Origin of the sequence: Pannonibacter sp. I15F10I1 (genome assembly GCF_900185665.1) — a bacterium.
Taxonomy (GTDB): domain Bacteria; phylum Pseudomonadota; class Alphaproteobacteria; order Rhizobiales; family Stappiaceae; genus Pannonibacter; species Pannonibacter indicus.
This window is the reverse complement of record NZ_FYAN01000026.1, coordinates 85,923-100,784: the sequence shown is the minus strand read 5'-3', so window position 1 is coordinate 100,784 and position 14,862 is coordinate 85,923. Positions and strand designations below refer to the sequence as shown.

Annotated in this window: 10 protein-coding genes and 1 tRNA gene; 6 read left to right on the top strand and 5 right to left on the bottom strand. The window is 63.4% G+C overall.

Annotated elements, in window-relative coordinates:
• Positions 1-116: 116 nt before the first annotated feature.
• The 3 genes from tig to IF10I1_RS13780 form a co-directional block, all read right to left on the bottom strand.
• A complete protein-coding gene (gene tig / locus IF10I1_RS13790; RefSeq protein ID WP_050473193.1) occupies positions 117-1,481 on the bottom strand; it encodes a trigger factor in 1,365 nt (454 codons plus the stop codon).
• 169 nt (positions 1,482-1,650) lie between these two features.
• A tRNA-Leu gene (locus IF10I1_RS13785) sits at positions 1,651-1,735 on the bottom strand.
• Between the two features lie 200 nt (positions 1,736-1,935).
• Positions 1,936-3,477 (bottom strand): NAD(P)H-hydrate dehydratase, encoded by a 1,542-nt coding sequence (locus tag IF10I1_RS13780; RefSeq protein ID WP_208977452.1) that lies wholly within the window; start codon positions 3,475-3,477, stop codon positions 1,936-1,938.
• Between the two features lie 363 nt (positions 3,478-3,840).
• On the opposite strand from IF10I1_RS13780, the gene IF10I1_RS13775 reads away from it, so the two are divergent.
• The 3 genes from IF10I1_RS13775 (at position 3,841) to tyrS (ending at position 7,152) form a co-directional block, all read left to right on the top strand.
• Positions 3,841-4,179: a P-II family nitrogen regulator gene (locus tag IF10I1_RS13775; RefSeq protein WP_019964692.1), complete on the top strand. Its 339-nt coding sequence runs from the start codon at positions 3,841-3,843 to the stop codon at positions 4,177-4,179.
• A gap of 132 nt (positions 4,180-4,311) precedes the next feature.
• Entirely contained in the window at positions 4,312-5,721 is a 1,410-nt protein-coding gene (glnA, locus tag IF10I1_RS13770) for a type I glutamate--ammonia ligase (protein WP_094461854.1), read from the top strand.
• A 177-nt stretch (positions 5,722-5,898) separates the two neighbouring features.
• Positions 5,899-7,152 (top strand): tyrosine--tRNA ligase, encoded by a 1,254-nt coding sequence (gene tyrS / locus IF10I1_RS13765; protein ID WP_186393273.1) that lies wholly within the window; start codon positions 5,899-5,901, stop codon positions 7,150-7,152.
• A gap of 99 nt (positions 7,153-7,251) precedes the next feature.
• On the opposite strand, the gene IF10I1_RS13760 is transcribed toward tyrS, so the two are convergent.
• Positions 7,252-10,488: an AsmA-like C-terminal region-containing protein gene (locus IF10I1_RS13760; RefSeq protein ID WP_186393272.1), complete on the bottom strand. Its 3,237-nt coding sequence runs from the start codon at positions 10,486-10,488 to the stop codon at positions 7,252-7,254.
• 220 nt (positions 10,489-10,708) lie between these two features.
• On the opposite strand from IF10I1_RS13760, the gene bcp reads away from it, so the two are divergent.
• The 3 genes from bcp to IF10I1_RS13745 all read left to right on the top strand — a co-directional run bounded on the left by bcp (position 10,709) and on the right by IF10I1_RS13745 (position 13,557).
• Entirely contained in the window at positions 10,709-11,176 is a 468-nt protein-coding gene (gene bcp / locus IF10I1_RS13755; protein ID WP_186393271.1) for a thioredoxin-dependent thiol peroxidase, read from the top strand.
• 70 nt (positions 11,177-11,246) lie between these two features.
• Positions 11,247-12,083: a ferritin-like domain-containing protein gene (locus IF10I1_RS13750; protein WP_186415536.1), complete on the top strand. Its 837-nt coding sequence runs from the start codon at positions 11,247-11,249 to the stop codon at positions 12,081-12,083.
• 118 nt (positions 12,084-12,201) lie between these two features.
• Positions 12,202-13,557 (top strand): M23 family metallopeptidase, encoded by a 1,356-nt coding sequence (locus IF10I1_RS13745; protein ID WP_186393270.1) that lies wholly within the window; start codon positions 12,202-12,204, stop codon positions 13,555-13,557.
• Between the two features lie 86 nt (positions 13,558-13,643).
• Here the strand turns inward: IF10I1_RS13745 and prfB are convergent.
• A protein-coding gene (prfB, locus tag IF10I1_RS13740) for a peptide chain release factor 2 (protein ID WP_186393269.1) occupies positions 13,644-14,775 on the bottom strand; the annotation gives its coding sequence in 2 pieces (ribosomal slippage) (positions 13,644-14,705 and positions 14,707-14,775; 1,131 coding nt in all).
• Positions 14,776-14,862 lie beyond the last annotated feature (87 nt).

The window sequence follows — 14,862 nt, the reverse complement described above, 5'->3', positions numbered from 1 at the left end:
GTCGAAAAAAGCGACACCCATACATAGGGGATGCCGCCAGCAACTCAAGACTGTTGCAGATGCGGCGTGAAGGCAAGGTTAAAGCCCCCACGCCGCATCGCCAAGTCCCTATGGGATCAGTTCGAGGCAGCCTCGTCCTCGTCCTCGGCGACGAGCTTCTCCAGCTCTTCCTTGGTGACGGTCTTGTCGGTCACCTTGGCGAGGGAGAGGATGAAGTCGACGACCTTTTCCTCATAGATCGGAGCGCGCAGCGAGGCGAGAGCCTGCGGATTGCTCTTGTAGAACTCGAACACCTGACGCTCCTGGCCGGGGAACTGGCGCACGCGGTCATAGAGCGCGCGCTGGACTTCCTCGTCCGTCACTTCGATCTTGTTCTTCTCGCCGATCTCGGAGAGCACCAGACCCAGGCGCACGCGGCGCTCGGCAATCTTGCGGTAGTCAGCCTTGGCGGCCTCTTCCGTGGTGCCTTCCTCTTCGAAGGTCTTGCCGTTGCGCTTCATGTCGGCCTCGACCTGATTCCAGATGTTCTGGAATTCGGTCTCGAGCAGCTTGGACGGCAGTTCGAACGAATAGGCTTCGTCCATCTTGTCCAGCAGCTGGCGCTTGATGCGCTGACGGGTCATGGCGCCGAACTGGCTCTCGATCTGGCCGCGGATGATGCCCTTCAGGCTGTCCAGCGACTCAAGGCCGAGGCTCTTGGCGAAGTCTTCGTCGATCTTCACGTCACCGGGAGCGGCAACGTCCTTCAGGACGATGTCGAAGGTGACTTCCTTGCCGGCGAGCTGCGCGGCCGGGTAGTCTTCCGGGAAGGTCACGGAGATGACCTTTTCCTCACCCTGCTTCATGCCGAGGACGCCTTCCTCGAAGCCGGGGATGAACTGGCCGGAGCCAAGCACCAGCTGGCCGTTCTCGTCAGCGCCGCCGTCGAAGGGAACGCCGTCGAGCTTGCCGAGGTAGGACATGGTGACGCGGTCGCCGTTTTCGGCAACGGCGCCTTCGCCCTTGCTTTCGAACGGACGGTTGCTCTCGGCGATCGAGGAGACCTGCTCCATCACGCCTTCTTCGGAGATCTCGACGACCGGACGCTCGATCTCGATGCCGGAGAAGTCGATGATGTCGAACTGCGGCAGCAGGTCGTAGCTCATCTTGAAGGCGAGGTCGGCATTGCCTTCCAGGATCGCCTCTGCCTCGTTGTCCGGCAGATCGATCTCGGGCTGCAGGGCCGGGCGCTCGTTGCGCTCTTCAATGGCCTTCTGGCTCGTTTCCTGAATCGTGTTGCTCAGGATCTCGGCCATGGCCTGACGGCCGTACATGCGCTTCAGATGCGCGGCCGGGACCTTGCCCGGACGGAAGCCGTTGATGCGCACCTTGGACTTCAGTTCGTCGAGGTACGTGTCAAGCTTGGCCGCCAGTTCGGTCGCCGGAATAACGACTTTCAGTTCGCGCTTGAGGCCCTCGGAAAGGGTTTCGGTCACCTGCATGGTAGTATGCTTCGTCCTCGGTATGGAACCAGCGTTCCATCTTCGTGTTTTCGATCAGCCCATGACGGGCCTCTTTGAAAGGGGGGCCGCTACGCTCTGGACCAGTTCATCTCTGGACCGGTTGCCCAGATCGGCTGCCTGCGGCCGGCACTCCTCAAGACCCATGACTTGGTGCGGGCGGAGGGACTTGAACCCCCACGGCTTACGCCACCAGAACCTAAATCTGGCGTGTCTACCAGTTCCACCACGCCCGCGACGGCCCTGAACATGATGCAGTCAGGCCTTGCGAGCCGGAACGGCAGGATCATGCCCGGGGCATTGAGTCTGGAACGCTTTCCGGACGGCAGGTCACTTCCCGCCGCAAAAAACGCTCAACAGCGCCCGTAGCCAAGGCGGGGCCTCTATAGCACCCGTCCCTGCCGCATCAAAGCAAAAATGGCGGCAGCGGCCATTTCTACGCGGAAAGCTCCTGCACCACATCCTTCAGAGCCGGCAAAAGGTCGTCGGCGATCAGCCCGGCCCCGGCAATCTCCGCCGCGCGGCCGTGCATCCACACCCCCATGGCAGCCGCCTCGAAGGCAGGCAGGCCTTGCGCCAGGAGCCCGGTCACGATCCCCGCCAGCACATCGCCGGAGCCTGCCGTCGCCAGCCAGGGCGTGCCATTGGCATTGATGACCGCCCGCCCGTCCGGCGCGGCAATCACCGTATCGGCACCCTTGTATATAATGACAGAGCGGCTGCGCTGCGCCGCGGCACGGGCCGCATCCAGCTTGCCGAGACCGGACACGGGCGGCGGCAAATCCGGGAAAAGCCGGCCGAATTCGCCCGCATGCGGCGTCAGCACTGGCGGCTGCGCACCGCCGCGCACCCTTTTTTCAATGGTAACGAAAAGAGGTGTTTCCGTTCCTGCAAAACTCGAAAGCGCATCGGCATCCAGCACCAGCCCCTTGCCGGAGGCCACAAGATCCAGCACCAGCGCCTGCGTCTCCGCCCCAAGCCCTGCGCCGGGACCATAGACAAGCGACGTGATGCGGCTGTCCGACAGAAGTCCGGTCAGCGCCTCGTCCCCGCGCAAGGGGTGCAGCATGACGGTGGTCAGATGGTTCGCCAGAACCATCGTGGCGGAAGGCTCGCAGGCAACCGTCACCAGCCCCGCCCCGCTGCGCAGCGCCGCCATGGCCGACAGGCGTATGGCGCCGGTGGCATGAGCCGGACCGGAGAGGGCCACCGCATGGCCACGGGAGAACTTGTGCCCGTCCACCCGCGGCCTTGGCACAAGAGCACCCCATACATCCGGCCCATTGCGCCAGCATCCCGGCCCGCCTGCCGTCAGAACCGTTTCATTGGCAATGCCGATATCGCAAACCTCGACCTCACCACACAGAACACGGCCCGGCAGCAGCAGATGCCCGGGCTTCATCCGGCAGAAGGTGACAGTGCGCGCGGCCTTGACGGCAACGCCCCTCACCTCCCCCGTCGCGCCATCAAGTCCGCTCGGCACATCAACGCTCAGCACCGGCAGGCCCGAGGCATTGAGGCCGTTGACCAGTTCCAGTTCATATCCACTGACAGGACGGGAAAGCCCTGCGCCAAAGAGCGCATCGATCACCAGCGGAGCGCCTGTTCCTGCACTCTCATGAAAGGGATTGGCACCTGCCTCCAGAAACCGGATGCCATCGGCCGCTTCTTCGCCCATGCGGCGCCAGGCACTCCAGGCATCGCCCGAAAGCTGCTCCGGCTGCCCGCACAGAAGCAGCATCACCGGCACCCCCTCAAGCGCCAGAAGCCGGGCGGCAACGAAGCCGTCGCCGCCATTGTTGCCGGGCCCGCAGAGCACCAGCACGCCCTGCCCCGGTGCCAGCATGGCCCGTGCCGCATCGGCCACACCGCGCCCGGCGCGCTCCATCAGTTCGATCCCCGGCGTTCCCGCCTCGATCGTCAGCGCGTCTGCGCGGCGCATTTCCTGCGGAGTGAGCAATTCAACACCCGGCACCATGACATATCCCCATCCGCCTTCCCTGACGGGCGCCAGAGTTGCCAATAGAAGCCGCACACGCAAGCCCCTTTGCCACCCACCAATCCGCCCTTTCCAGCCCGGCACCAGCACAAGAAATGGCTGACTGCACAATAAGGCATCAACTTGAGCAAAAAACGGGCAGCAAATCCGCTTGGCGGAACCATCAGGATCGGCCACAGTGTCCGCAATGCCCCTTTTTTTGGCGCTTTCGGGTGGTGAGAAAAGTTGGCACGCGTCGTGCAAGAGAGGGGGCAACAACGGGCCTCCCCGATCGCGCGATCCGGACCCCGCCGCAGAAACGTGCCAGCCAATGGCCACCGAAACGGAGAGAGACGCAAGACGATGAAAAAGATCGAGGCGATCATCAAACCCTTCAAGCTCGACGAGGTGAAGGAAGCGCTGCAGGAAGTGGGTCTTCAGGGCATCACCGTGACCGAGGCCAAGGGCTTCGGCCGCCAGAAGGGCCACACCGAACTGTACCGCGGCGCAGAATATGTCGTCGACTTCCTGCCGAAGGTGAAGGTCGAAATCGTCCTCGCCGACGAGATGGTGGAAAAGGCCGTTGACGCGATTCGCAATGCAGCCCAGACCGGGCGCATCGGCGACGGCAAGATCTTCGTCTCCAATATCGAGGAAGCCGTCCGCATCCGCACCGGCGAGTCCGGCGTGGACGCCATCTGAAGCCTCTCAATCCGTTTCGCGGGGATACCCCGCTCCCGAGTTTCGCATCCGCAAAGCCGCTGCGCCCGTGGCGCAGGCCCTCAGGTTGCGAGAATAGCCCACGTGAAAACAGAACACATAGGGAAGTGAATAATGACCACCGCTGCTGATATCCTTAAGGAAATCAAGGACAAGGACATCAAGTTCGTCGACCTGCGCTTCACCGACCCGCGCGGCAAGCTGCAGCACGTCACCATGGACGTTGGCCTCGTTGACGAAGACATGTTCGCTGAAGGCGTTGCCTTCGACGGCTCTTCCATCGCCGGCTGGAAGGCGATCGACGCCTCCGACATGACCCTGGTGCTGGACCCGTCCTCGGCGCACATCGACCCGTTCTTCGCGCAGCCGACCCTTGTCATCCTGTGTGACATCGTCGACCCGCGCACCGGCGAGACCTACAACCGCGATCCGCGCTCCATCGCCAAGAAGGCAGAAGCCTACGTCAAGACCGGCGGCTTCGGCGACACCATCTTCTTTGGCCCGGAAGCTGAATTCTTCATCTTCGACGACGTGCGTTTCGCCTCCGAGCCGTACAACACGGGCTTCAAGCTGGACAGCAACGAGCTGCCGAGCAACCTCGACACCGAATATGAAGCCGGCAACCTCGGCCACCGTCCGCGCGTCAAGGGCGGCTACTTCCCGGTCCCGCCGATCGACAGCTGCCAGGACATGCGTTCCGAGATGCTGACCGTCATGGCCGAGATGGGCGTGTCCGTTGAAAAGCACCACCACGAAGTGGCTGCTGCACAGCACGAGCTGGGCGTGAAGTTCAACACCATGACCACCTGCGCCGACCACATGCAGATCTACAAGTATGTGGTTCACCAGGTCGCCAACGCTTACGGCAAGACCGCAACCTTCATGCCGAAGCCGATCTTCGGTGACAACGGTTCGGGCATGCACTGCCACCAGTCCATCTGGCGCGATGGCAAGCCGCTGTTCGCCGGCAACCTCTACGCTGACCTCAGCGAAATGTGCCTGTACTACATCGGCGGCATCCTGAAGCACGCCAAGGCCCTGAACGCCTTCACCAACCCGTCGACCAACTCCTACAAGCGTCTGGTCCCGGGCTACGAAGCTCCGGTTCTGCTCGCCTATTCCTCGGGCAACCGTTCGGCCTCCTGCCGCATCCCGTACACCTCTTCGCCGAAGGCAAAGCGCATCGAAGTCCGCTTCCCGGATCCGACCGCGAACCCCTACCTCGCCTTCGCTGCGCAGCTGATGGCCGGTCTCGATGGCATCAAGAACAAGATCCATCCGGGCGACGCCATGGACAAGAACCTGTACGACCTGCCGCCGGAAGAGCTGGCCGAGATCCCGACCGTCTGCGGCTCGCTGCGTGAAGCCCTGCAGTCGCTGGATGCCGACCGCGAGTTCCTCAAGGCCGGCGGCGTGTTCGACGACGACTTCATCGACAGCTACATCGAGCTGAAGATGGAAGAGAACATGCGCTACGAAATGACTCCGCATCCGGTCGAGTTCGACATGTACTACTCTGCATAAGCCTTTCAGGCAGCAGATGCGGAAAGCCGGGCCTCGCGCCCGGCTTTCTCGTTTCAGGCCCTTCGGCACCCGTCAGGCCGCGTCCGGCAACCTGATACGATTTACAACGGCTGCCTGCCGGTATAGAGCCAGACACACCAAGTCACCTCCCGAACATCCAGCGCGTGGAAACGTTACATGAGCGAGTACAAGTCCGGTTTTCTGAAGGTCCTCAACGAGCGCGGCTTCATTCACCAGATGTCCGACGCAGAGGGCCTCGACAAGCTGCTCTCGACCGAGACCGTGACCGCCTATATCGGCTTTGACTGCACGGCGCCGAGCCTTCATGCCGGTTCGCTCGTCACCATCATGATGCTCTACTGGCTGCAGCAGACAGGTCACCGGCCGATCGCGCTGATGGGGTCTGGCACCACCCGCGTCGGCGACCCGACCGGCAAGGACGAAAGCCGCAAGATCCTGTCCGACGAGGACATCGAGACGAACAAGGCCGGTATCCGCAAGATCTTCGACAAGCTGCTCACCTTCGGTGACGGCCCGAAGGATGCCATCATGCTGGACAATGCCGACTGGCTGATGAAGCTGAACTATGTGGAGTTCCTGCGCGATATCGGGCGCCATTTCTCGGTCAACCAGATGATCCAGCGCGACAGCGTGCGTCTGCGGCTGGAGCGCGAGCAGCACCTGTCCTTCCTGGAATTCAACTACATGCTGCTGCAGGGCTACGACTATCTGGAGATCTACCAGCAGACCGGCTGCCGCCTGCAGATGGGCGGCTCCGACCAGTGGTCCAATATTCTCTCCGGCGTCGATCTGGTGCGCCGCAAGGCAGGCGTGGAGGCCTTCGCCCTCACCGCCCCGCTGCTGACCACCGCCTCCGGCGCCAAGATGGGCAAGACCGCCGCAGGCGCTGTCTGGCTCAATGCCGACCAGCTGTCGCCCTATGACTACTGGCAGTACTGGCGTAACACCGAGGACGCGGATGTGGAGCGCTTCATGAAGCTCTTCACCGTGCTGCCGCTGGACGAGATCGCCCGCCTTGCAGCGCTGCAGGGCGCGGAGATCAACGAAGCCAAGAAGATCCTCGCCACCGAAGCCACCGCCATGATCCATGGCCGCGAGGCTGCTGAGGCCGCTGCCGAAACCGCCCGCCGCGCCTTTGAGGAAGGCCAGACGGCCGAGGGCCTGCCGACCGTCGAACTGCCGCAGGCCGAGCTGGAGGCTGGCCTCGGTGTTCTTGCCGCCTTCGTGCGTGCAGGCCTTTGTGCCTCCAACGGCGAAGCCCGGCGCAACATCACCGGCGGCGCGCTGAAGGTGAATGACGAGACCGTCACCGACGACAAGCGCAGCCTGTCCGTGGCCGACATCACCGGCGAAGGCGTGATCAAGCTCTCCATGGGCAAGAAGAAGCACGTGCTGCTGCGCCCGGCCTGATCTGCTACCACATGGCAATCCAGAAGGCCCGGCCCGCAAGGTCCGGGCCTTCTGTTTATGCGCGGCCAGTGTGCCGGAACCTGCCTGGCGGCCCGCTCCTCAGCGGAACTCGAACATCTTGCGGAAAATGCCCGGTGCAATGGCCGAGACCGGATTGACCGTGAGCTGCGGCGCGCTGATGGGGCCAGCGAGACGGTAGGTCACGCCAAAAAGCCCTTCGTCCGAACCGCCACCGAGGGCAAAGCCGAGCAGCGGGATCTTGCTGAACAGGTTGTTGAGCGCAAAGACCGGCACATAGGTCCCCGTCAACGCCAGTGTCCGCTGGCCGAGATCGACCTCGCCCGTCACCGTGCCGCCGACGACAGCCCCCTGCATCAGGCCTTCCTCGACTGTGATGATTTCGCCCTTGCGCGAAAACCGCAGGTCCAGCCGGTCAAACGAGGCTTCCCCGGCACGCACCGACTGGGTGACCACCACGGCCCCGGTGTCACTGCGCGCGGCGACGGGCAGTTCGGCCAGCTTCCGGATCGCCGGATCTTCCGTGATCGACAGATTGCGCACGCCGAATGTGCCGAACCATTGGGTCTCCTCCGGCATGGAAATCAGCAAGGTACCGGTCCCCCCGCGCATGCGCGGATAGACGTCCAGAAAACGCAGGATAGCGCCCGTATCGGCGAAATCGCCGCTGGCAGCGCGCGTGTCGCCCTTGCCGCTGATCTCGAAATGAAAGGCACCACGGTTGTTGGTGGCGCCCTTCAGCGCCAGGGTTCCGATGCCCTCCGGCCCACCGGTCACCTTGCCGTCCACATCCGTCGCCACAACGCCGTTGAAGCCCTGCAGCCGGCCGGCCTTGATGGCTATGTCGTAGACGGTCTTGTCCTTGCCCCCTGCCCCGCCCTTTTTTTCGAGCAACGTCTTGATCAGCCCGCGCGCGTCGAACTGGGCTCCGTTGAAAACCACCTTGTACTGGTTGCGGCGCTGCTGGGTGATCTTGAGCGAGGCAGAATCACCGGGCCTGATCTGGAAGCCGGCGAAATCGGCCTCCCGGAAGCCGCCGTCCTTGCCAAGAACCACCTCGCCGCCGATGGCCACACCATCGGAGGTCAGCTGAAACTCCTTCAGCCGCCGGGTGTCGCCCTGCTCACTCAAGATGAACCTGGCTTTGGCCGGCACACCCGGCCCCTTTTCCCAGCCGATCTGCTCCAGCTTGACCGAGGTATCCGTCAGGTCGATGTCAAAGGACTGGCCGCCCGGTGTTTCGGCCAGCTTCAGCACCATCTGCCCGCTGACCAGAGAGCCCAGATCAATGCCGCGTTTGCCGAGTTCTTCCGCGGAGACTTTCAGCTCCACATCCTGACGGCGCTCGCCCTGCCCGTCCTCCACCGGAACCAGAAGGTCAATGTTGGCCTCCAGCCCGTCGATACGGCCCTTGCCCTTGACCGCCACCTCCCTTGGACCGGCTTCAATGGCAACGTCCGCGCCGGAAATCTTGTGCCCGCGCACCGGCTGGGTGGAGGAAAATCCGCTCAGCCGGGCCGCAGCCTTCCAGTCCACATCGGCAACCGCAATGGACAGTCGCAGCGGAAAATGCGCCGTCACATCGAGCTCTCCGGTGCCGCCAAAGGTTCCGCCGCCCATCTGCGCCTTGTCGAGCGCGCGGAACGGCGGCCGGTTGATCAGGGTGCCGAGATCCTGTGCCTCACCTGCAAATTTCAGCGAAATATCTGCTGGTTTGATGCTGCGCAGCGCCAGCTGCTGGATCGTGAAGGTGCCTTCCTGAACGGCAACAGGCTTGGCAACGCCCTCGACAATCCTGCCGTTCCGGCCGGAGACGGTCAGGACCTCGTTGTCGATGGTGATCGTCCCGTCAAGCCCGGTGATGGGCGGCAAGGTGTCGAGCGGGGCCACATCCACGTCTTCGAACGTCAGATCGAGCCGCACATCGTCAGCCCCCCAGCCCGGATCCGGATGGTGCTCGTCAAAGGCAGGGGGACGAATCGAAACGTCGATGCTGGCCTCGCGGATGAGGCCCGACAGCATGTGCTTGCTGATCCAGGCCCTTGCAGGGGGCGTCAGGGTGATGGGCCAGATCTGTTTCAGCAGAGCCACCGGCATGGCGTTGACCTCGACCGCCAGCGCCAGATAGGGGCCATCATCCTTCAGGTCCACAGTGCCAACCGCGCTGAGGCTTGCCGGACCGGATTGCACCTGCGCCCTGTCGATATAGAGGCTGTGTGCGGACGGATCATAATGCGCCTTCAGGTGCACCCGCTCGGCCATGATCGGGTCTTCCTGCACATCGGCAGAACCGAACACCGGATTGTCCGCGCCGATCAGGATCTTCCAGTCAGGCTGCCCGGCCGCAGGCGGCGTCACCACGCCGTCAAAGCTGATGCGTGTATTGCCCCGCACCACATGGGACGGCATCACCTGAATGCGCGGGTCCTCGCCCTCCCAGGCAAGGCCAACCGCCACTTCATCATAGCGGATCGTCGTCGTGCCGATCTGGAACCACCCGTCCACGGCACGGCCCACAAGGGTTGCCCGGTCAAACACCCCGTCCTTGTCCAGCCTTGCCGCGAACTGCAACTCCAGCGGCAGGCCAAGGCCACGGCCGGAGCGCACCTGCTCGTTCAGCGGAAAGAGTTCGGCTAGCGACACATCCTTGATGTAGAGCCCGAGTTCCCGGGCGCCGGTTGCCGCATCCGTGCCGCGCCGCAGGGCCAGCTGCCAGGTGCCCATACGCCCCTCGACCGTGCTTTCGGCATAGACGGCACCCGTTGCATCCCGCCCCAGCGAAGCGTCGATGTTGTCGATAAGGCGCGGGGTCGGCCCGGAAATCTCCAGACGACCATCGCGGACGCGGATCACGTCAAGATTTCGGCGGCTCAGTTCCTCATCGACCAGAAGCGCAATCCGGTCAACGGCTTCCATCAGGCTGTTCATTTCCGGCATCAAGGCGGGCCCGTCTCCGCCTTCCAGCGTGATACGCGGGCGCTCGATATCGAGGCTGCGGAATTTCACCTCGCCGGTGAGCAGCGGCGCAAACTGCAGAACGGCTTCGGTGCGCGGCAGGAGAATGCGGCTTTCGACATCCCCTCCGACCGTAACACCGGCATCATCAATGACCACCTGCGGGCCGCTGGCTGCAAACAGGTCCAGCCGCACCGAGCCCACGGACACATCGGCATTGACAACCCGGACGCGGGCTTCCACCAGTTCCCGGGCAAAAGGAATTGTAACGGGCCCCCAATAGAGCCGCCCGGTCAGCCCGGCAACGGCCACCAGCACCAGAATGCAGAGGAAGCCGCAGACGCGCGTGAGCTTCCGGCCCAATCCAGACCGGCGCTCTTTCCGTATGACAGGAGCTTTCTGCGGTTCTTGCGGCGGAGACAGCGTTCAGAGCCTTTTCATTTTTTCGTCCCGGGACTGCGAATCCCCCGATCCGCTGTGATACTTCATTATGCAACAAAGCCAGCCGCGAGGCGCGCCTCAAGCACGGACAACTGAATACCGTTCCGGATAAATCCACCGACTATGACAAGAGGAAGGCAGCATGACCGATTTGACAATTTCAGCCCCCGCACCGGACGTGGACCTGCTGCTCGGCGATGATGAGAAAGTGAAGCTTTCCAGCCTCCAGGGCAGCCCCGTGGTGATCTATTTCTACCCCAAGGCCGACACGCCCGCCTGCACCGAAGAGTGCATCGCCTTCAGCCAGGCGCGGGCCCAGTTCGAAGCGCTTGGCGCAAAGGTCATCGGCATTTCGCCGGACCCGGTTGCCAAGAACGCCAGGTTCAAGGGCAAGCACGGCCTCACCGTCGACATCGCCTCCGATCCGGACACAGCCGTCTGCCAGGCCTTTGGCGTGTGGGTGGAAAAGTCCATGTATGGCAAGACCTACATGGGTGTGGAGCGCAGCACCTTCCTTGTTGCAGCCGACGGCAAGATCGCCCAGATCTGGCGCAAGGTGAAGGTCAAGGGCCACGTCGACGCCGTGCTTGAGGCAGTGCGCGGGCTCTGAACGCAAGGCACGGGGGCGGCACGTCCGGCGCCCCCCGCCTCTTGCGGATGCTGAAAGGGCTTTTTCGGGCATGAGCGGCATATTTCCATCCTCCGCGCTGGAGACGCTGGCCGGGCGCGCCAATGCCATCGTGCGCACGCCGGATCTTTCCGAAAAGGTCCGCCTTGCCTATGAGACCGCCAAGCTCTGGTATGCGCGCAGCCTTGCCCTCGGCTCGCCATCTGCGTCCGCCCAGATGCCGGACCGGCCCGGCCGGCCGGAGCGTCCGGTGCTTCTGGCCCCGCGCGACATGCCCAAGCGCAGCATTGGCGGCGAAGCAGGCAGAATCGCCCTGCTGCACTCGCTGGCCCATATCGAACTCAATGCAGTGGACCTGACCTGGGACATCATCGGCCGCTTCGTGCATGTGCCGATGCCCCGCTCCTACTATGACGACTGGGTGCGCGTCGGGCTTGAGGAGGCCAAGCACTTCAGCATGCTGGAGGAGCGGCTGCAGGAACTCGGCGCTGCCTATGGCAGCCTGCCCGCCCATGACGGGCTGTGGCAGGCCGCACAGGCCACCGGGCACGACCTGACCGCACGGCTTGCCGTCATTCCGCTGGTGCTGGAGGCGCGCGGCCTCGACATCACCCCGCCGATGATCGAGAAGGCTGCCGCCCTTGGCGATCATGCAACCGCCCGCATCCTCGGAATCATCTACCGGGATGAAAAGAATCACGTGGCCTTCGGTGCCAAGTGGTTCCGCTTCCTGTGCGACCGCCACGGCGAACGGCCCGAACCGCGCTTCCATGAACTGGTGCGCACCCATTTCAGAGGCCCGCTGAAGCCGCCCTTCAACGACCGGGCCCGCTCCGAAGCTGGTCTGACGCCGGGCTTTTACCGCCCCCTCGTCAAGCTCGCGCCTTGAGGAAAACTGTCCTGACGGCAAAGTATGAACGGCAGGAAAGGTGTTTGTTAACCTTAACCGTTTCTAATGATTCCTGACCGGGGCAGAACTCGCCCCTTCCGGACGCATGGAAAACGGCATGTCAGACTTTCCTTCAAGAGCCCGTCAGGGGTTCGGCAAGCGCAAGGCACTGCATCAGGTCACCATCACGACCGGCGAACGCACCCGGACTTTCACCATCCGTCCCTGGCTCGCCGCAGGCACCTGCCTGACCCTCGGCCTTTTCATCACCGGCTATATGGCGGCGGCCGCCTATTTCGTGATGCGCGACGACCTGATCGAAAGCCGCCTGACCCAGCGCACCCAGGAAGCTGCCGTCTACGAGAACCGCATCGCCTATCTGCGTGCCGAAATCGACCGCCTGACCAGCAGCCAGATGTATGAGCGCCGCTCCGTCGAAGGCATGATCGACACATTGCTGCAGCGGCAGAACGAGCTTCTGGATCAGCATGGCAAGGTCGCTGCCATTCTCGACAAGGCCGCCCGCAGCGGGCTTGATGTGGTCTCCGGCCCTGCCATTCCTGCGGCCAAGCCGGAACAGTTCTCGGATGCCGGCGCCTCCAGCAGCCTCCTGGCCATTGGCGGCCCGGAAGCCCCGCTGGACAATCCCTTCGCGGCTCTCGGCCTGCGCGGCAGCAGCGAAAACGTCCTGATGGACAGCCCTCTTTCCGCCTTTGCCCCCCTGCCCGCAGCACAGGACAGCCTGACGGCCAAACCTCTGCCGGAGCCGGAAGCCCCGCGTGACGATCTGCTGGGCATCGGCGCCGCATTGGACAAGATCAGCGAAGAAAGCAATGCCGCGCTGGATGCCGTGACGCTTGCGGCCGAGCATGAAACCAGCCAGCTGGCCTCTGCCGTCCGCCCTCTGGGCTACCGCGTCAGCGATCTTGCAGGCAGCATGGAAGCCACCGGCGGCCCCTATGTGCCGCTTGCCACGGCCACCCTGGACGACAAGATCGAGCGCGCCGAAGCAGCTCTTGATCTGCGCAACAAGGTCCGCAAGTCTGTCGGCGCTATCCCCCTCGCCCGCCCGATCGCCGCAGCGCAGATCACCAGTGATTTCGGCCCCCGCATCGATCCGTTCCTGGGCGGCCTTGCCATGCACACCGGCATCGATTTCCGCGCCCCTTACGGCACGCCCGTGCGCGCCACGGCGCCTGGCACGGTGATCACCGCCTCCTATCAGGGCGGCTATGGCCGTCTGGTGGAAATCGAGCATCCGGACGGGCATCTGACCCGCTACGCCCACATGAGTGCCATCTCCGTCGCCGTGGGGGATGAGGTGCGCGCCGGCGATCAGGTCGGCCGTCTCGGCAACACCGGCCGCTCCACCGGTCCGCATCTCCATTACGAAGTGCGGCGGGACGATGAGGCACTGGACCCCATGACCTTCGTCCGCACCGGAGACAGGGTCTCCAAGCTGCTGAAACGCTGATCGCCATTCCTTTGAGATGCCAGCAAAAAACCCCGCCGGAACATTCCGGCGGGGTTTTTGCAGTCTTGCAGTCCGTATGGATCGGCTCAGTCGATGTCCGAGACCTCGGCATCCTTGCCGCCGAAGACGCGCTGCGCGAGGGCGGCTTCGATGAAGTCATCGATCTTGCCGTCGAGCACGTCCTGCGGCGAGGAGCTTTCCACGCCCGTGCGCAGGTCCTTCACCATCTGGTAGGGCTGCAGAACGTAGGAGCGGATCTGGTGGCCCCAGCCAATCGAGGTCTTGGAAGACGCCTCGGCGTTGGCCGCCTCTTCGCGCTTCTGCAACTCGGCCTCATAGAGGCGCGCCTTCAGCATCGACCAGGCGGTTGCGCGGTTCTTGTGCTGAGAGCGGTCGTTCTGGCACTGCACGACGATGCCGGTCGGGATATGCGTGATGCGCACGGCCGAGTCGGTGGTGTTGACGTGCTGGCCACCGGCACCGGAGGCGCGGTAGGTGTCGATGCGGCAGTCGCTTTCGTTGACCTCGATATCGATCGAGTCATCGATCACCGGATAGACCCAGGCGCTGGCAAAGCTGGTGTGGCGGCGCGCCTGACTGTCATAGGGCGAAATGCGCACCAGACGGTGCACGCCCGATTCGGTCTTCAGCTTGCCATAGGCATTCTCGCCCTTGATGAGCAGCGTCGCTGACTTGATGCCGGCTTCTTCGCCATCATGGTATTCGAGAAGCTCGACCTTGAAGCCGCTGCGTTCCGCCCAGCGGCGGTACATGCGCAGGAGCATGCTGGCCCAGTCCTGGCTTTCCGTGCCGCCCGCGCCCGAGTTGATTTCCATGTAGGTGTCGTTGCCATCGGCTTCACCGGACAGCAGCGATGCCATCTGCAGCTTCATCACCTCGGCCTTGAGGCCGCGCATTGCCGCTTCGGCTTCCTCGACCACGTCCTTGTCGCCATCGGCACTGCCAAGCTCGATCAGCTCGATGTTGTCGGCAAGTTCCGATTCGAGGCGGCGCACGCCGGTAATGCCATCTTCCAGCTGCTGACGCTCACGCATGAGCTTCTGCGCCTTGGACGGATCATTCCACATCGCGGGGTCTTCAGACAGGGCGTTCAGTTCATCCAGACGGACCAGAGCGTGATCCCAGTCAAAGATGCCTCCTCAGCAGGCTTATGGCCTGCTTGATTTCGTCGACGATGCCTTCCATCTCGGCGCGCATCGGATACCTCTCAAAGCTGGTTCAGGAATGTCGCGGCCACCGCCTCGTTGCCGGGGCAGTGGCCGCAAATCGGGGCGGAGACTAACG

Excerpts from the sequence above, each read along its gene's own strand:
- tig (WP_050473193.1), bottom strand. The coding sequence starts at position 1,481 with ATGCAGGTGACCGAAACCCTTTCCGAGGGCCTCAAGCGCGAACTGAAA.
- IF10I1_RS13780 (WP_208977452.1), bottom strand. The coding sequence starts at position 3,477 with ATGGTGCCGGGTGTTGAATTGCTCACTCCGCAGGAAATGCGCCGCGCA.
- IF10I1_RS13775 (WP_019964692.1), top strand. The coding sequence starts at position 3,841 with ATGAAAAAGATCGAGGCGATCATCAAACCCTTCAAGCTCGACGAGGTG.
- glnA (WP_094461854.1), top strand. The coding sequence starts at position 4,312 with ATGACCACCGCTGCTGATATCCTTAAGGAAATCAAGGACAAGGACATC.
- tyrS (WP_186393273.1), top strand. The coding sequence starts at position 5,899 with ATGAGCGAGTACAAGTCCGGTTTTCTGAAGGTCCTCAACGAGCGCGGC.
- bcp (WP_186393271.1), top strand. The coding sequence starts at position 10,709 with ATGACCGATTTGACAATTTCAGCCCCCGCACCGGACGTGGACCTGCTG.
- IF10I1_RS13750 (WP_186415536.1), top strand. The coding sequence starts at position 11,247 with ATGAGCGGCATATTTCCATCCTCCGCGCTGGAGACGCTGGCCGGGCGC.
- IF10I1_RS13745 (WP_186393270.1), top strand. The coding sequence starts at position 12,202 with ATGTCAGACTTTCCTTCAAGAGCCCGTCAGGGGTTCGGCAAGCGCAAG.